Origin of the sequence: Rhizobium sp. CF142 (assembly GCF_000281145.1) — a bacterium.
GTDB lineage: Bacteria > Pseudomonadota > Alphaproteobacteria > Rhizobiales > Rhizobiaceae > Rhizobium.
Map to the genome: position 1 here is coordinate 107,745 of NZ_AJWE01000127.1, position 17,769 is coordinate 125,513.

The window sequence follows — 17,769 nt, forward strand, 5'->3', positions numbered from 1 at the left end:
GACATGACATGAAACTTGCAAAGACACTTGCAATCGGTGTGGCTTTTGCCGTCGCCATGATGGCTGGCGCCGCAAGCGCCAAGGACATCAAGATCGGCCTGGTCGTAAAGTCGCTCGGTAACGGCTTCTTCGACGCCGCCAACAAGGGCGCCCAGGAAGCGGCCAAGGAACTCGGCGGCGTGGAAGTCATCTACACCGGTCCGACGAGCACGACGGCCGAAGGCCAGATCGAAGTGATCAACTCGCTGATTGCTCAGGGCGTTGACGCCATCGCGATCTCGGCAAATGACCCGGATGCCGTCGTTCCTGCGCTGAAGAAGGCTACCCAGCGCGGTATCAAGGTTATTTCCTGGGACTCCGGCGTTGCCCCTGAAGGCCGCATCCTGCAGCTCAACCCGTCGTCGAACGAACTGATCGGCAAGATGTGCCTGACGCTCGCCAAGGATCATCTTGATGGCGGCAAGGGTGACTTCGCCATCCTGTCGGCAACGACGACCTCGACGAACCAGAACATCTGGATCGACCAGATGAAGAAGCAGCTCAAGGACTTCCCGGGCCTCAACCTCGTCACCACCGTCTACGGCGACGACCTGTCGGACAAGTCCTACCGTGAAGCCGAAGGCCTCTTGAAGTCCAACCCGAACGTCAAGGTCATCGTCGCTCCGACGACGGTCGGCGTTCTGGCTGCTTCAAAGGTCGTCGAAGACAAGGGTCTGGTCGGCAAGGTCTACGTCACCGGTCTCGGCCTGCCCTCTGAAATGGCTGGTGCGATCAAGTCGGGTGCTACGAAGGAATTCGCGATTTGGAACCCGATCGACCTCGGCTATTCTGCAACGCAGATCGCCTATCACCTTGCAAAGGGTGATGCCGATGGCAAGCCGGGCAGCGAAATCGAAGCCGGCCGCATGGGCAAGATCAAGATTGGCGACAATGGCGAAGCCGCTATGGCCGATCCCTTCGTCTACAATGCCTCGAACATCGACCAGTTCTCCAAGGTCTTCTGATTTCAGAGATCATGAACGGACACCCGGCGGCTCTGCCGCCGGGCTTCTCTTTCGATGGTGGTAAGCTTGCTGATGACCCCTGCCCTTCAACACCCCGTCTCGGACCCAAAACCCGATGACGCAACCGCCATTCTGGAAATGCGCGGCATCTCGCAGATCTTTCCGGGCGTGAAGGCGCTCGATAATGTCAGCATCGCGCTCTATCCCGGCAAGGTGACGGCACTGATCGGCGAAAACGGCGCCGGCAAGTCGACGCTCGTCAAGATCCTGACGGGTATCTATCGTCCGAATGAGGGCGAGATCATCGTCGACGGCAAACCGGTGCACTTTGCAACGGCACAAGCCGCGATCGATGCAGGTGTGACCGCCATTCACCAGGAAACCGTGCTTTTCGACGAGCTTTCGGTCGCCGAGAATATCTTCCTCGGTCATGCGCCGCGTACACGCTGGCGCACCATCGACTGGAGCGAGATGAACAGCCGCGCCAGAGCACTGCTGACCTCGCTCGAAAGCAATATCGATCCGACGATCCGCCTGAAGGATCTCTCGATTGCGCAGCGCCATCTCGTGGCGATTGCCCGCGCCTTATCGATCGAGGCCCGGATCGTCATAATGGACGAACCGACGGCTGCGCTTTCGCGCAAGGAGATCGACGATCTTTTCCGTATCGTCGAGGGCTTGAAGGCAAGCGGCAAGGCCATCCTCTTCATCAGCCACAAGTTCGACGAGCTCTACGAGATCGCCGACAATTACGTCGTCTTCCGCGACGGACGCGACGTCGGCCACGGCAAGCTCAAGGAAACGCCGCAGGACGAAATCGTCCGCATGATGGTCGGCCGCGACGTCGAAAACGCTTTCCCAAAGATCGATGTGGCGATCGGCGGCCCGGTCCTCGAAGTCGCGAAATATAGCCATCGCACCGAATTCCGCGATATTTCGCTGACGCTGCGCAAGGGCGAGATCCTTGGCATCTACGGACTGATCGGCGCCGGCCGCTCGGAACTGGCGCAATCGCTTTTCGGCATCACCAAACCGCTCTCCGGCAGGCTTGTTCTCGAAGGCCGGGAGATTTCGATCAATTCCCCGCATGACGCCATCCGCGCCGGCATCGTCTACGTACCGGAAGAGCGCGGCCGCCACGGCCTGGCGCTGCCGATGCCGATCTATCAGAACATGACGCTGCCCTCGCTAACCCGCACCTCGCGCAAGGGCTTCCTGCAGGCGGCGGAAGAATTCGCGCTTGCCCGCAAATATGCCGAGCGCCTGGACCTGCGTGCCGCCGCACTTTCCGTGCCGGTTGGTACGCTATCGGGCGGCAACCAGCAGAAGGTCGTCATCGGCAAGTGGCTGGCCACCATGCCCAAGGTCATCATTCTCGATGAGCCGACCAAGGGCATCGATATCGGTTCGAAGGCTGCCGTCCACGGCTTTATCAGCGAGCTTGCGGCCGAAGGCCTCTCCATCATCATGATCTCCTCTGAACTGCCGGAGATCATCGGCATGTCAGACCGGGTGCTCGTCATGAAGGAGGGCCTGTCGGCCGGGCTCTTCGAGCGCGATCAGCTTTCGCCTGAGGCGCTGGTGCGCGCAGCGACCGGAAATGCATGAGGTGACGGGCATGATGAGACTGATCAGAAAACGCGAAACCTTGCTTTTTGCCATCATCGTGGTGATGATCGCCGTCTTCTCGACGCGCGCGGCCGATTTCGCGACACCGGATAATCTCGCCGGCATCTTCAACGATACGGCAATCCTCATCATCCTGGCGCTTGCCCAGATGACGGTCATCCTGACGAAATCGATCGACCTTTCGGTCGCAGCCAATCTCGCCTTCACCGGCATGGCGATTGCGATGATGAATGCCGCCTTTCCCGGACTGCCGCTCATCGTGCTGATCCTTGCCGCAGTCGTGATTGGCGCAGCCCTCGGTTCGATCAACGGCTTTCTTGTCTGGCGCCTGGAAATCCCGCCGATTGTCGTCACCCTCGGCACGCTCACCATCTATCGCGGCATGGCCTTCGTGTTGTCGGGCGGCGCCTGGGTGAACGCCCATCAGATGACGCCGATCTTCCTCTCTGTCCCCCGCACACCGATCCTTGGCCTGCCGGTGCTGAGCTGGGTCGCGATCATCATCGTCGCGCTGATGTACATGCTACTGCGCTACAGCCAGTTCGGCCGCTCGGCCTATGCGACCGGCGGCAACCCGACGGCCGCTGTCTATGCCGGTATCGATACGGGCAAGACGAAATTCCTTGCCTTCGTTCTCTCGGGTGCGCTCGCCGGTCTTTCCAGCTATCTCTGGGTCTCGCGTTATGCGGTCGCCTATGTCGATATCGCCAACGGTTTCGAGCTCGATAGCGTCGCGGCCTGCGTGATCGGCGGCATTTCGATCGCCGGCGGTGTCGGTTCGGTCGCCGGTACGGTGCTCGGCGCGCTCTTCCTCGGCGTCATCAAGAACGCCCTGCCCGTCATCGGCATTTCGCCCTTTACCCAGATGGCGATCTCGGGAACCGTCATCATCCTCGCCGTCGTCTTCAACGCAAGGCGCGAGCGCAATCGCGGCCGCATCATCCTGCGTGACCGCGCCGCAGCGGAGGTCGCAGCATGAGCATGGTTTCCTCTCCCCTCGAAACGCAAAAGCCCGAAAAGCGCGTCATCCCCGATCGGCTCGGCACGCCCTTCAAACGCGTCATGTCGAGCTGGGAAGTGCTGCTCTTCGGCGTCGCCGTCCTTATCTTCATCTTCAATTCCGTGGCTTCGCCTTACTTCCTCGATGCCTGGAACCTCTCGGACGCGACTTTCAACTTCACCGAAAAGGCAATGATTGCCTTTGCCATGGCGCTGCTCGTCATCGCCGGTGAAATTGACCTGTCGGTTGCAGCGATCATCGCGCTTGCCTCGACGGCCATGGGTGCTGCAGCGCAGGTCGGCGTCGGCACGCCGGGCCTCGTGCTGATCGGCATCGGCACCGGACTTCTCTGCGGTATCTTCAACGGTGTGCTCGTCTCGGTGCTTAAGCTGCCGTCGATCGTCGTCACCATCGGTACGATGAGCCTGTTCCGCGGCATTTCCTATATCGTGCTGGGAGACCAGGCCTATGGCAAATATCCGGCGGATTTCGCCTATTTCGGCCAGGGCTACGTCGTCTGGGTCTTCTCCTTCGAATTCGTGCTGTTCATCGTGCTGGCAATTCTCTTTGCGATCCTGCTGCATGCGACGAATTTCGGCCGGCAGGTCTATACGATCGGCAACAATGATTTCGCGGCCCGCTTCTCCGGCATTCCGGTCGAGCGCGTGAAATTCATCCTCTTCCTGCTGACCGGCGTGATGAGCGGTGTCGCTGCGGTCTGCCTGACCTCGCGCCTCGGCTCGACCCGCCCGTCGATCGCGCAAGGGTGGGAACTCGAAGTCGTCACCATGGTCGTGCTCGGCGGCATCTCGATCCTCGGCGGCTCCGGTACGATCGGCGGCGTCGTCATCGCCGCCTTCGTCATGGGCCTCGTGACTTTCGGTCTTGGCCTGTTGAACGTGCCAGGTATCGTCATGTCGATCTTCATCGGCCTGCTCCTGATCATCACCATCGCGATCCCGATCATCGCCCGCCGCATCAAAGCCATGAGCGCCAAATGACCCTGGAAAAACACGCCTTCAAGATGAAGCTCAATCCCGGCATGGAGGCCGAATACAGGAAGCGGCATGACGAGATCTGGCCGGAACTGGTCGATCTGCTGCACCAGTCCGGCGCCAGCGATTATTCCATCCATCTCGACCGAGAGACCAATACGCTTTTCGGCGTGCTGACCCGGCAGAAGGATCACACGATGGCAAGCCTGCCGGACCATCCCGTCATGAAGAAATGGTGGGCGCATATGGCCGATATCATGGCGTCCAATCCGGACAATTCGCCCGTCCAGAGCGACCTCGTCACCGTTTTTCATATGCCATGAGCGATTACCGCCGCATCGCCGTTCTCGATATCGGCAAGACAAACGCCAAGGTGGTCGTTCTCGACAGCGCGACGGGCGCCGAAATCGCCGTCCGCAAGCAGCCGAATACGGTCATCCGCGACGGCCTCTTTCCGCATTATGATATCGAAGCGCTCTGGAGCTTCGCGCTTGCTTCGCTGAAAGCCTTTGCCAGCGAGCCGGGTTTTGACGCGATCTCGATCACCACACATGGCGCGGCCGCCGCCCTGCTCGGCGCGGACGGCAAGCTTGCGATGCCCGTCATCGACTATGAGCATGAATACCCACTAGAGATCCGCGACGCCTATGACGCTTTGCGGCCGCCCTTCATGGAAACCTTCTCGCCCCGTCTTTCAATGGGTCTGAATATCGGCGCGCAACTCCATTACCAGAAAACGGCTTTTGCCGAAGAGTTCGCCAAGGTCGCAACCATTCTCACCTATGCACAATATTGGTCGGCGCGGCTGACTGGTGTCGCTGCGAACGAGGCGACCTCGCTGGGCTGTCATACGGACCTCTGGAATCCGAAGACAGGTGCCTACTCTTCGCTGGTCGATACGCTTGCCATTCGCAACCGGATGGCACCGATCCGTTCTGCCTTCGACGCACTTGGCCACGTTCTGCCCGATATTGCCGCTGAAATCGGTCTTTCCGTGCCCGTCTATTGCGGCATTCATGATTCAAATGCGTCGCTCCTGCCGCATCTTGTCGGCCGCAAGGCGCCCTTTGCGGTCGTCTCAACCGGCACCTGGGTCATCAATTTCGGCGTCGGCGGCGATCTCGCCCATCTCGACGCCAAGCGCGATGCGCTCGCCAATGTCGATGCCTATGGCCGCGCCGTGCCCTCCTCCCGTTTCATGGGCGGTCGCGAATTCGAGATCCTGTCGGCCGAGATCGGCAAGGTCGGCGATGCAGAGGCAAAGGCCGTCATCACGGATGTCGTTGCGAAGGGCATCATGCTGCTGCCGAACGTGGCGCCGGGCTCCGGTCCCTTTCCGGGCAAGGTCAGCCACTGGACCAACGTAGATGATGCGAGCCGCGAGGAGCGATATGCCGCTGCCTGCCTCTATCTCGCATTGATGACGGAGGCCTGCCTCGGGCTGATCGGCGCCAAAGGTCCAATCATCGTCGAAGGCCCTTTCGCATTGAACGAGACCTATCTGTCGCTGATTGCCGCAATCACCGGCCGCGATACGATGGCGCTGCCGGGCTCGACCGGCACCAGCCAGGGGGCGGCCCTGCTTGCCGGCATCAAGCCGGTATCCGGCGTGGAAAAACACTTCCTACCCCAGGCAATTCCGGGCCTCTCCGCCTATCGGGAACGATGGTACGCCGCGATGGAATAACAGTGTTTCCAAGACTGGCCTTGTTCATGTCGGCTGCGCCGCTAGTGTGGCACCCTCTCGATTTGATGGAGGAAACAGCATGACTGAATCATTCGACCCGCGCGCACTGGCCGCCAAACTCCACGGCCTGCGCCAGGCCGCAAAACAGGAGCCGACAAGCGCCTTTTCACTGCCGGCTGATCTGAACCAGGCGATGGAAACGCAGAATGCCCTGAAAGCCGAGGAAGGGGTCGCGAGCAACGCCTGGAAGGTCACGTCCTCGCCCGAGGGCCAGCCGGTTACAGCACCCCTCCATCCCTATGCCGAAGCCGTCTCCGGTGCGACCGTTGCCTGGTATCCGGGCCTGAAATTCGAAACCGAAATTGCCGTGCGTTTCGGTAAGGACCTGCCCTATCGCAAGGGCGCCCCCTACAGCCGCGCCGAAGTGCTGGAGGCAATGTCCACCGCCTATCTCGGCGCCGAACTGCTGGTCAGCGCGGTGAAGGAAAGCGGTGCTATCTCCTTCCTCCTCTTCCTCGCGGATCGTCTCGGCAATAGCGGCTATGTGCTCGGCCCCTCCATTGCAAAGAGCTTCATCGATACCGCCGCAAGCACGCCGCTGAAGGTCACCCAGGGCAGCAAGACGATCTATGATGGTCTTGCCAAACATCCGAAGGGCGACGTCGTGACCTGGCTGGTCGACTACGTCAACGACCCGCTGCGCCCGGAAGATTCCCTGAAATCCGGCGCGCTCATCACGACCGGCACGCTCAGCGGCGCCGTCGAACTCACCGAACCCGGCGAGATCGACATCCGCTTTGGCGACAGCGCACGACTGACCTTCTCCGTCATCTGATACCGGCATTTCTGCCCGCATAAACTGGGTGATTGTCATCCCGCTCCGCCTCCTGTATTAAACTTGAGTTTATTACGAAGGTTTATTTCGGCCGTCTGGCCGGAGGCGGAAGTGGAAATGACGTTTCAACCGCGCATGGAAAACAGGATTCACGGCTTTTCCGTCACCAAGGGTGTCAATCGCCGGGTGTGGAACGGCATCGTGGCGGATGTCTGGGATGTGGACTGCGCTCCGCATTCCGGTGGCTATTACGTATCGCGCGACCCGCGGCTTTTCATCCTCCTTGAAAAGCGCGGGCCGGGCAATTCGCGGGTAAAGCTCTCGCCGCGCGCCCACGGCACCGTGCAGGACACCGAAAAGCGGCCAATCTCCTATGTGCCGGCCGATATGGAAGTCTGGGCCGATCTGGTGGATGTGCATTCGCTGCGCCATCTCGACATCCATTTCGATGTCGAGACCATCAGCCGAAGGCTCGGCGATGATCTCGATCCACAGCGCCTCGCCAATGCGCAGCTGCTGTTTTCCGATGAGCGCCTGTTGTCGCTCGCCCAGTTGATTGCCGCCGAATGCGTCAATCCGCAGCCGCTGCATGATCTCTATGGCGATGGCCTGTCGCTTTCCCTCATAATCGATGTGCTGAAGCTTACCAAGGTGCAGCCGCGCAAGCGCAGCAAGCTTGCAGGCTGGCAATTGCGCCGCGCCACCGATTTCATCGAGGAGAATTGCCTACGCAATATCCGGCTGGAAGAACTGGCATCGGTCACTGGCCTGTCGCAATCGCATTTCAGCCACGCCTTCAAGGCCTCGACCGGCGTGGCACCGCATCAATATCAGACCAATGTCCGCCTCGATCGAGCAAAACATCTGCTGGTACGCAGCGAATATCCCCTGACGACTATCGCCGTGGAAACCGGCTTTGCCGATCAGGCCCATTTCACCCGCGTTTTCCGGAAGAATCTGGGGACCACGCCGGCGAACTGGAAAAAGGCGCAGATTGCGTAATTGCAACACGCCTGGGCTTTTGCGTGCAGCGCGGAAAATTGCCCAAGAACGTTCAATTTCCACCCGATCACGACAATCCGCCCAATTAAATTTGAGTTAAACACTCGACTTATTCAAGGCCATACCGCGGCGGGAAAAGCCGCGGCACGAGTGGGGTAATCTATGCGAGCGCAGACCAAGGGGCTCATCTTCAGGGCATATCTACTGGCAGGAACGGCCGTCGCCGGCATCATGGCGGCATCCTCCGCTCTTGCTCAGGACGCCAGTCCGACGCAACTGGCGCCGATCGTCATCCAGGGCGGCGTCGATAGCGCCACTGCTCCGGTCAAAGGTTATGTCGCGAAGACCTCGTCTGCCGGCTCCAAGAGCGATACGCCGATCAACGAAATCCCGCAGTCGGTCTCGGTCATCGGCAAGCAGGAAATGGACGATCACGGCATCACCAACAAGATCGACGAGGCGCTGCTCTACACGCCTGGCGTGACAACCCAGCCCTTCGGCAATGACCCCGATACCGACTGGTTCTACATCCGCGGCTTCAACGCCACACAGACCGGCGTCTTCTTCGATAACCTGAACCTCTTCAGCTACGGCTTCGGCGGTTTCCAGATCGATCCCTTTATGCTGGAGCGCGTCGAGGTTCTGAAAGGCCCGGCCTCCGTGCTCTACGGCGGCGCCAATCCGGGCGGCATCATCAATCTCGTGCGTAAGCGCCCGCTCGACGAGCCGCTCTATTACACGGATATCGGCATCAACAGTAACGGCAATGCCTTCACCGGTTTCGACATTTCCGACAAGGTCGGCTCCAGCGACACCATGACCTACCGCCTCACTGGCAAGGTCTCCGGCGGTGACAACTACTCGGATTTCTCCCATGATTTCCGCGGTTTCATCATGCCGCAGCTGAAGATCGCGCCTGATGATGCGACGAGCTTCACTGTCTGGGGCTATCTTGGAGGCCTCGATCAGGTCCATACCGGCAACGGCTTCTTCCCCTATGTCGGCACGGTCGTGGACGCCCCTTTCGGCAAGATCCCGCGCGACGCCTTCTACGGCGAGCCGGATATCGATGATGGCAGCTATGTCCAGAAGATGGTGGGATACGAATTCGAGCATGAATTCGACAGTGGCGTGAAATTCACTTCGAACTTCCGTTATGGCCGTCTCGACAAGCATGAGCAGGGCCCGTACCTCAACGGTTATGTGGGCGGCGTGCCGACAGCACCGGATTACGACCTCGCGCGTATCGGCTTCGAAGGCCGCTCCGGCGTCGATTCCGTCGGTATCGACAATCGCATCGAGGGCGAGACCGAGCTCGGCGGCGCGACGCACAACCTGCTCGCCGGCATCGATTACAAATATTACCGGTTGGACAACTGGCAGGCCTGCTGCGGCTCCAATCCGATCAGCGCGACCGATCCGGTCTACGGCACGCCACAGGGAGCCAATTTCGTTTATGCTGATGGCATCGTGACCATGAAGCAGATCGGCATCTACGCTCAGGACCAGATCCATTTCGGCGATGGCTGGCTGCTGACGTTGAATGGCCGCTATGACCATGTCGACATCGACTCCGATGCGGCGATCGGGACGAGCTACAGCTTCGACGACGGCGCAGCCAGCGGCCGCGCCGGCCTTGCCTATGAATTCGACAACGGCCTGACCCCCTATGTCAGCGTCGCGAGCTTCTTCAACCCGTTGATCGGCACCGGCATTTCCGGCCCCCTCAAGCCCGAGGAAGGCTATCAGATCGAAGGTGGCGTCAAATATGAGCCGACCTTCTTCGATGGCGTTATCACGGCTTCCGTGTTCCAGATCGACAAGCGCAACAATGCCGTCAGCAATCCGATCACCTTCGAGCAGAGCCAGCTCGGCAAGGTACGCTCACGCGGCTTCGAACTCGAAAGCAAGGTCAACGTCAACGACAACTGGAAGGTCACCGCCGGCCTCGATTATACCGACATGGAAGTGTTGGAAAACGAAGCCAATCCCCTTCTCGTCGGCAAGTCTCCCTACATCACGCCGAAGGTCAAGGCTTCGCTCTGGGTCGACTACCTCGTCACGACGGGCACGCTGGAAGGCCTGAGCTTCGGCGCCGGCGTTCGGCATCAGGGCTGGTCATGGGCAGACGAACAGAACACTGAAAAGGTGCCGGCAGCGACAGTTATCGACGCAGCCATCCGCTACGAGAAGGAAAACTGGGCCGCCTCGCTCAACGTCGCCAATCTCTTCGACAAGGAATATGTATCGAGCTGCCAGGGCCTGACGGTCTGCGGTTATGGCGATGCACGCACGGTCACTTTCAAGCTCAGCAAGAAATGGTAAGTTGACAAATATAGTTTAGTTTTTCAGGAAGCTGCGATAAAGGGAGGGCTCGGCCCTCCCGAACCCTTTGCAGCCAAGCTGGAGTTTCCTCGTGTCCACGTCCTTCCTGAGCCTTTCCGGAATAGACTATGCCATCGGCGCCAGAACCATCCTCAACGGCATCGATCTGACGCTTGAGGCTGGCCGTATTTACGGTCTGGTCGGCCCGAACGGTTCCGGCAAGAGCACACTCCTCAAGACCATCGCCCGGCAGATCGCACCGAAAAGCGGCTCGATCTCCTTCGACGGCAAGGCGGCCGCCGACTGGGGTAACCGCGCCTTTGCCCGCCATGTCGCCTATATGCCGCAATTCACCCCGGCGACCGACGGCATGACGGTACGCGAACTCGTGGCGCTCGGCCGTTTCCCCTGGCACGGCACGCTCGGCCGCTTCAGCGCAGCGGATCGCGAGATGGTCGAGGAAGCGATCGTCCGCACCGAGCTTGAAGATTTTGCCGACCGCCTCGTCGCCAGCATGTCCGGCGGTGAGCGCCAGCGCGCCTGGATCGCGATGATGCTCGCCCAGAACGCCCGCTGCCTGCTGCTCGACGAACCCACGTCGGCGCTAGACCTCGCCCATCAGGCAAGCGTGCTCTCGCTGGTGCAGGAACTCAGCCACGAACGTGGGCTCACAGTCATCATCGTGCTGCATGACATCAATCTTGCTGCGCGCTATTGCGACGCGATCATCGCGCTCAACCACGGCAAGATCACCGCCGAAGGCATACCGGCCGAGATCATGCAGGCTGACAAGCTGCAGTCGATCTTCGGTGTCGGCATGGGCGTCTTCCCGCATCCGGTTCGCAACGAGCCGGTCAGCTATCTGTTGTAGCCCATGGCATTGTTCTCCCGCAGGCAGTTTCTGGCCGGTGGGGCGGCCACGCTGTCGGCCCCCGCGCTCCTGCGGGCGGGTGACAGCCTGCGCGTCGCGACCCTTGATTGGGCTCTGCTCGAAACCCTCATGGCGATCGGCGCCAATGTCGTTGCCGGAACGGAGCTGCGGCAGTTCCGCGAGGTGGCGGTGACACCTGTCATTCCCGATGGCGTCGCCGATCTCGGCCTGCGCGGCACACCGAATTTCGAAGTGCTGCGGTTTGCCCGCCCGGAGCTGATCTTCAATTCGAATTTCTACGCCTGGGCGGACGCCCGCATGCAGCCGATTGCGCCTGTCGAAAGCCTTGCGATCTACAAGCCGGGCGAAAGCCCCTATGCGCTTGCCGAACAGGCAACGATCGCGATCGGCGAACGGCTGCAGCTTGCCGCCGCAAGGCAGCTCACTGAGGAGCTTTCTGCCAAACTCGATCGTTACAAGACAGGTTTTGCTGCCGGCGACGGCCGACCCGTGATTCCGATCAATCTCGGCGATGCCAGGCATTTCCGCGTCTTCGGCTCTGATAGCATGTTCGGTGAGGTGCTGAAGCGCGTCGGCCTCACCAATGCCTGGCAGGGCGCGACCAGCTATTCGGCCGCCGCGCCCGTCGGCATCGAGACGCTGGCCTCCATGCCGGATGCCTGGATCGTGATGATCCCACCGCAGCCGGCCGATGCGCTTGCCACGCTTTCGACCAGCGCCTTCTGGAATGCACTGCCGGCCGTGCGCGAGAAGCGCGTGCTGATGCTCGGCTCCATCAATCCCTACGGCGCGCTGCCGGCTGCCATGCGCTTTGCCGATCTTTTGCAGGAGAGGCTTGGCCATGCATGGAATGGTTAGTCTCGCCCGACCCGCCCGCGGTCACGGCATTCCGCTTGCCGCAATCTTGTTACCGGCTCTTTGCATCACCGGCTTCACGCTTCTGATCGCAACGCGCCCGCCGATACCCGGCGACACCGCTCAAGCCGCCTTGCTCAATGGCGTGTTGCTCTGGAACAGCATCCTGCCCCGCGCCGTGCTGGCGCTGATCGCCGGTGCTGCCCTCGGTCTTTCCGGTACGCTGCTGCAGCGCGTGCTGCGCAATCCGATCGCCGATGCCTCCACACTCGGCATTGCCGCCGGTGCGGAACTGGCCATGACGGCCGCCCTCAGCTTTTCGCCGCTGCTGATTGGGTTTTCGCGTGAGATTGTCGCCTTCGGCGGCGGGCTTGGCGCCGTCGCAATCGTCCTGGCACTAAGCTGGCGACACGGACTAGATCCGGTCACTGTCGCACTCTCGGGCATGATCGTCAGCATGATTGCCGCCGCCTTGAACGTTACGCTCATCCTGGCGCGCGGCGAATATGCCATGTCGATTTATATCTGGGGCGCCGGATCGCTCAGCCAGCAGGACTGGAATGGCGTGCTTTCACTCGGGCCGCGCCTCATCCTCGGTTTCGCTGCCGCCATGCTACTCGTACGGCCACTTCGCATTCTGACGCTCGATGATAACAGCGCCGGGAGCCTCGGCCTCGCACTGCATTCCGCACGCTTTACCATCCTCGCCCTTGCCGTCTGGCTCGCAGCTTCGGTCACCGCCGAAATAGGCGTCCTCGGCTTCCTCGGCCTTGCTGCCCCCGCAATCGCACGGCTCTTCGGCGCGCGCAGCACCGGGAGCCTGATGATCGCAGCACCACTGACGGGTGCCGGTCTGCTATTCCTCACCGATTGCCTGACACAAATCCTCGGCCCTGGCTTCACCGATCTTGCCCCGACCGGCGCCGCAACCGCCCTGCTTGGTGGACCGCTGCTGCTTTTCCTGTTGCCGCGCGTCCATTCCGTCTCGGCCGTAGCCGCGCAGTCGACTGCGGCCCTCAAGAGGCTGTCCAAGCCTCTGTTCATTCTCGCTGGGCTCTCTGCTGCTGTCATTTTGCTCTTTGTCGTCTTCCTCACCCTCGGCCCAGCCGACGACGGCTGGCATTTCGCAACGGGTACAGATTTCACCGATCTCCTGCCCTTCCGCCTGCCGCGCACCATCGTTGCTGCCGGTGCTGGCGGAATGCTCGCGGCAGCAGGTTTCATCATGCAGCGGATGACGGGCAATCCGATCGCAAGTCCGGAAGTGCTCGGCGTCAGCAGCGGCGCCGGCGCAGGGCTGACGGTCGCGCTCTTTCTCTTCGGCTTCCCCTCGCCCGTCATCATGCTGCTTGCCCTGGCGCTCGGCGCACTCGCGGCCTTCGGGGCGATGATCGCCATTTCGGCCCGCGCACAGTTCTCACCGGAGCGCATGCTGCTTGCCGGTGTCGGCATCGGCGCCTTCGCCATGGCAATCGTTACCATGGTGCTCGCGCAAGGTGACATTCGCGGTTACATTCTCCTCACATGGCTCTCCGGCTCGACCAATCGCGCCGGTGCCTTTGAAGCCTGGACGGCGGTGATCTCGCTCATCGTGCTGGTGGCCCCGCTGCCCTTCCTCGGCCGCTGGCTAACGATGCTGCCGCTCGGCGGCAATTCCAGCCGATCCCTCGGACTTCGGGTCGGCACAAGCCGCCTGCTTCTGGCCATGCTCGCCGCACTGATGACGGCGATCGCCTCTTTCCTCGTTGGACCGCTCAGCCTCACCGGGCTTATCGCGCCGCATCTTGCCCGGCTCGCCGGCTTCCATCGGCCCGGCCACCAGCTTGCCGCCAGCGTTATTTTCGGTGCCAGCGTGCTGATGACAGCCGATTGGCTCTCGCGCGTCGTCATCTACCCCTATCAGGTGCCAGTCGGTCTTTTCGCGGCGCTGATCGGCGGGCCTTATCTCATCTGGCTGCTTTCGCGAAAGGACATCAAACAATGATGGCTGCACCCTTTACCGCCTCCGGAGTCGCAATCGCCGTCGATCCCGGCAGGATGCTCGACGAGCTTTGCTCGCATTTCGTCGAACACAGCACCGTCAAACGCGACGGCGACCTGGTGACACTGGAGATGGTGATCGGCAAGGCTGACATCCGCCACGATGGCCCGAAGCTTGCGATCGAACTCTCCTGCAAGAGTGCGCGGGCGCTGCAGAATGTCCGCTCGGTGCTTGCCGAGCATCTCTTCCAGTTCGCGGGAGAAGAGACTCTGGAGCTCACTTGGTCGGACGCGCCGAAAGCGGACCGCCTGCCTGACCTGCGCGAGATCCGCGTGGTCAGCGCCCGCAACATCAGCCCGCATATGCGCCGGGTGACTGTGGCTTGCGACGATGCCAGGCATTTCGCTCACGGCGGGCTGCACTTTCGCCTGCTCATCCCGCCGAAGGGTCGCACGCCCGTCTGGCCGAAACTGCGCTCGGACGGCCGCATCGAATGGGCGAAGGACGAGGACGCGTTGACCGTGCGCATCTATACGTTCCGAGGAATCGATCTGGAACGCGGCGAGATCGATATCGATTTCGTCTTGCATGAGGGCGAAAACATGCCCGGCGCCGAATGGGCGGTGAATGCGCAGCCCGGCGATATCGCCGGTGCGCTCGGCCCCGGCGGCGGTGGTGTCCCCGATGCCACGTCGATGATCCTTGCCGGCGACGAGACGGCCCTGCCCGCGATCTCGCGCATTGCGGCAGAAGTTCCCGGGGGAACGAAGTTGCGTATCTTCCTCGAAGTCGATGGTCCCTCGGAGGAATTGTCGCTGCCGTCCGCTGGGACGATCGACCTGACCTGGATGCATCGTAACGGCGCGCCGGCCGGCACCATGGGTCTCATCGAAAGCGCAATCAAAGGCGCACTGAACGATGTCGACGCAGAGACCTTCGTCTGGGTCGGCTGTGAACGATCCGAGGCCAAGCGCATCCGCGATTTCCTCAAGGCCGAACGTGGCCACGACCGGCACAAGATGAGCATCGGCGCCTATTGGGAGCGGTAGAGGCGCCTTATGCCTTTTCGCGGAACATCTCGATAATGGCGGAGAAATCCCTGCCGCCGTTGCCGAGCTTCTCGAAGAGTGCGTAGAGCTGCGCGGCTTCCGCACCAAGCGGCGTGGAGGCACCGCTCGCGAGTGCCGCCTCCTGCGAAAGCCTCAGATCCTTCAGCATCAGTGCTGCAGCAAAACCCGGCTTGTAGTCATTGTTGGCCGGTGAGGTCGGCACCGGTCCCGGCACCGGGCAATAGGTGTTGATCGACCAGCATTGGCCGGATGAGGTGGAAGCGACATCGAAGAGCGCCTGATGCGAGAGACCAAGCTTTTCGGCAAGCACGAAGGCTTCGCAGACGCCGACCATGGAAATGCCGAGGATCATGTTGTTGCAGATCTTCGCGGCCTGTCCGGCGCCTGCTTCACCGCAATGAACGATCTTCTTGCCCATGGCCTCTAGGATCGGTTTTGCCTTGGCAAAGGCTTCTTCCGAGCCGCCTGCCATAAAGGTCAAAGTACCGGCGCTCGCTCCGCCCGTGCCGCCGGAAACGGGTGCGTCGAGCGAAAGGCAGCTTGCTGCTTTCGCCATTTCGTGCGCCTTGCGGCTGCTTTCGACATCGATGGTCGAGCAATCGATGACGAGCGTACCCTGCGCCGCCGATTGCAATATATCGGCCCAGGCCGTCAACACATGCCTGCCCTGCGGCAGCATGGTGATGATGATTTCAGCCTCCTTGACAGCCTGGCTGGCATGGCTGGCCGGTTTCACACCGCTTTCCTCCGCCGCCTTCAGCACGGGTGCGGCCAGATCGAAGCCGAGAACCTCGTGGCCGGCTTTGACGAGATTGGCAGCCATTGGCCCGCCCATGTTGCCAAGCCCGATAAATCCGATCCTAGCCATGCTCTTCTCCTATCTGTTGTCTTCGAGGATCATAGCCGCCGCCTTTTCGGCAATCATGATTGTCGGCGAATTGGTATTGCCCGAGGTGATGGCCGGCATCACCGAGGCATCCGCGATCCTGAGCCTGCCGAGCGCCCGCAACCTCAACCGCGGATCGACGACACTGTCCCTGTCGATACCCATGCGGCAGGTGCCGACAGGGTGAAAAATCGTCGTGCCGATATCGCCAGCCGCCTTTTCCAGTTCCGCCTCGTTTCGGTAGCTCGGCCCTGGCTTGAACTCCTCTGGATGAAAGCGGGCGAAGGATGGCTGTGCGACGATCCGGCGCGTCAGCTTTATCGAGCGAACAGCTATGTCGCGATCGCGCTGCGTCGAGAGGTATCTTGGCGCAATGACGGGCTGGGCAGCAAAATCGGGACTGGAGACATGCACGGAACCGCGGCTTTCCGGCCGGAGATTGCAGACGCTCGCCGTGATCGCCGGAAAGGCGTGGACGGGATCGCCGAACTTGTCGAGTGACACCGGCTGCACATGATACTGCAGATCAGGTGTCTCCTTATCAGGACCAGACCGGGTAAAGATGCCCAGCTGGCTTGGCGCCATCGCCATCGGACCGGAACGGTGCATGAGATATTCGAGGCCGATCGCCGCCTTGCCGAGCAGCTTCGACGCCTTTTCGTTGAGTGTCGGCACGCCTGTCACCTTATAGGCAAGCCGAAGCTGCAGATGGTCCTGCAGGTTCTCGCCGATACCCTTCACCTCGGTCAGCACATCGATGCCGGCCTGATGGAGAACTTCCCCGCGACCGATGCCCGACAGTTCCAGAATGTGTGGCGAGCCGATGGAGCCGGCCGAAAGCACCGTCTCCTTCGTTGCATAGGCCCGCTTCGCCTTGCCGCCGTGCTGGAACTCGACGCCGGCGACGGCGCCCTCCTCGACCAGCAGCCGCCGCACCTGCGCCTTCGTCATGACAGTGAGGTTGCCGCGTTTCATGGCCGGGCGTAGAAAGGCCTTCGTCGCGTTCCAGCGGATGCCGGCGCGCTGGTTGACGTCGAAATAGCCGGAGCCCTCGTTGCTGCCGCGATTGAAATCTGCCGTTTCGGGAATGCCGGCCTCCTTGGCCGCCTGCTGGAACGCATCGAGCACATCCCAGCGGACGCGCGCCTTTTCCACGCGCCATTCGCCGCCGGCGCCATGCATCTCGTCCTCGCCCTGATAATGATCCTCCGATTTGCGGAAATAAGGCAGCACGTCGTCCCAGCCCCAGCCGGTGCAGCCCATCTGTCGCCAGAGATCGTAATCACGGGCCTGACCGCGCATGTAGATCATGCCGTTGATCGAGGAGCAGCCGCCGAGCACCTTGCCGCGCGGATAGTTCAGCGCCCGTCCGTTCAGCCCGTCCTCGGGCGCGGTGGTAAAACACCAGTCGGTGCGCGGATTGTTGATGCAGTAGAGATAACCGACGGGAATGTGGATCCAGTGGTAATTGTCGTTGCCACCCGCCTCCAGCAGCAAGACCCTTGTGTTGCGGTCGGCTGACAGCCGATTTGCGAGCACACAGCCGGCGCTGCCTGCCCCGATGATGATATAGTCGTAGCGATCCATGGATCATGCACTCCGAAATGG

At 61.2% G+C, this 17,769-nt stretch carries 15 protein-coding genes; 13 read left to right on the forward strand and 2 right to left on the reverse strand.

Annotated elements, in window-relative coordinates; genetic code table 11:
- Positions 1 to 8 precede the first annotated feature (8 nt).
- The 13 genes from rhaS (at position 9) to PMI11_RS32040 (ending at position 15,254) form a co-directional block, all read left to right on the forward strand.
- Entirely contained in the window at positions 9 to 1,004 is a 996-nt protein-coding gene (gene rhaS / locus PMI11_RS31980; RefSeq protein ID WP_007825786.1) for a rhamnose ABC transporter substrate-binding protein, read from the forward strand.
- A 72-nt stretch (positions 1,005 to 1,076) separates the two neighbouring features.
- On the forward strand, positions 1,077 to 2,612 hold the full coding sequence (locus tag PMI11_RS31985; RefSeq protein WP_037072583.1) for a sugar ABC transporter ATP-binding protein: 1,536 nt from the start codon (positions 1,077 to 1,079) through the stop codon (positions 2,610 to 2,612).
- Between the two features lie 10 nt (positions 2,613 to 2,622).
- Positions 2,623 to 3,612, forward strand: coding sequence for an ABC transporter permease (locus tag PMI11_RS31990; protein WP_007825791.1), 990 nt, complete (start codon positions 2,623 to 2,625; stop codon positions 3,610 to 3,612).
- Positions 3,609 to 4,634 (forward strand): ABC transporter permease, encoded by a 1,026-nt coding sequence (locus tag PMI11_RS31995; protein ID WP_007825792.1) that lies wholly within the window; start codon positions 3,609 to 3,611, stop codon positions 4,632 to 4,634. Before PMI11_RS31990 ends, PMI11_RS31995 begins: the two co-directional genes overlap by 4 nt.
- The gene (gene rhaM / locus PMI11_RS32000) at positions 4,631 to 4,951 is read left to right on the forward strand and encodes an L-rhamnose mutarotase (RefSeq protein WP_007825794.1); all 321 of its coding nucleotides are present in this window, start codon (positions 4,631 to 4,633) and stop codon (positions 4,949 to 4,951) included. The genes PMI11_RS31995 and rhaM overlap by 4 nt, the downstream gene beginning before the upstream one ends.
- The gene (locus PMI11_RS32005; RefSeq protein ID WP_007825796.1) at positions 4,948 to 6,315 is read left to right on the forward strand and encodes an FGGY-family carbohydrate kinase; all 1,368 of its coding nucleotides are present in this window, start codon (positions 4,948 to 4,950) and stop codon (positions 6,313 to 6,315) included. The genes rhaM and PMI11_RS32005 overlap by 4 nt, the downstream gene beginning before the upstream one ends.
- A gap of 79 nt (positions 6,316 to 6,394) precedes the next feature.
- The gene (locus PMI11_RS32010; RefSeq protein ID WP_007825798.1) at positions 6,395 to 7,150 is read left to right on the forward strand and encodes a fumarylacetoacetate hydrolase family protein; all 756 of its coding nucleotides are present in this window, start codon (positions 6,395 to 6,397) and stop codon (positions 7,148 to 7,150) included.
- Positions 7,151 to 7,267: 117 nt separating this feature from the next.
- Positions 7,268 to 8,152 carry a helix-turn-helix domain-containing protein gene (locus PMI11_RS32015; protein ID WP_007825800.1) on the forward strand — a complete coding sequence of 295 codons (885 nt, stop codon included), beginning with the start codon at positions 7,268 to 7,270 and terminating at the stop codon, positions 8,150 to 8,152.
- 162 nt (positions 8,153 to 8,314) lie between these two features.
- Positions 8,315 to 10,477, forward strand: a complete 2,163-nt coding sequence (locus PMI11_RS32020; RefSeq protein WP_007825802.1) for a TonB-dependent siderophore receptor — start codon at positions 8,315 to 8,317, stop codon at positions 10,475 to 10,477.
- Positions 10,478 to 10,568: 91 nt separating this feature from the next.
- Positions 10,569 to 11,348, forward strand: a complete 780-nt coding sequence (locus tag PMI11_RS32025) for an ABC transporter ATP-binding protein (RefSeq protein WP_007825804.1) — start codon at positions 10,569 to 10,571, stop codon at positions 11,346 to 11,348.
- A 3-nt stretch (positions 11,349 to 11,351) separates the two neighbouring features.
- Positions 11,352 to 12,227, forward strand: a complete 876-nt coding sequence (locus tag PMI11_RS32030) for an ABC transporter substrate-binding protein (protein WP_007825806.1) — start codon at positions 11,352 to 11,354, stop codon at positions 12,225 to 12,227.
- Positions 12,220 to 14,208, forward strand: coding sequence for a Fe(3+)-hydroxamate ABC transporter permease FhuB (gene fhuB, locus PMI11_RS32035; RefSeq protein WP_037072569.1), 1,989 nt, complete (start codon positions 12,220 to 12,222; stop codon positions 14,206 to 14,208). Before PMI11_RS32030 ends, fhuB begins: the two co-directional genes overlap by 8 nt.
- Positions 14,205 to 15,254: a DUF2218 domain-containing protein gene (locus PMI11_RS32040; RefSeq protein ID WP_007825810.1), complete on the forward strand. Its 1,050-nt coding sequence runs from the start codon at positions 14,205 to 14,207 to the stop codon at positions 15,252 to 15,254. The genes fhuB and PMI11_RS32040 overlap by 4 nt, the downstream gene beginning before the upstream one ends.
- Positions 15,255 to 15,261: 7 nt before the next feature.
- Here PMI11_RS32040 and mmsB read toward each other — a convergent pair whose 3' ends face one another.
- Positions 15,262 to 16,143 (reverse strand): 3-hydroxyisobutyrate dehydrogenase, encoded by an 882-nt coding sequence (gene mmsB / locus PMI11_RS32045; protein ID WP_007825814.1) that lies wholly within the window; start codon positions 16,141 to 16,143, stop codon positions 15,262 to 15,264.
- A 9-nt stretch (positions 16,144 to 16,152) separates the two neighbouring features.
- Positions 16,153 to 17,748, reverse strand: coding sequence for a GMC family oxidoreductase (locus PMI11_RS32050; RefSeq protein WP_007825816.1), 1,596 nt, complete (start codon positions 17,746 to 17,748; stop codon positions 16,153 to 16,155).
- Positions 17,749 to 17,769: the final 21 nt, after the last annotated feature.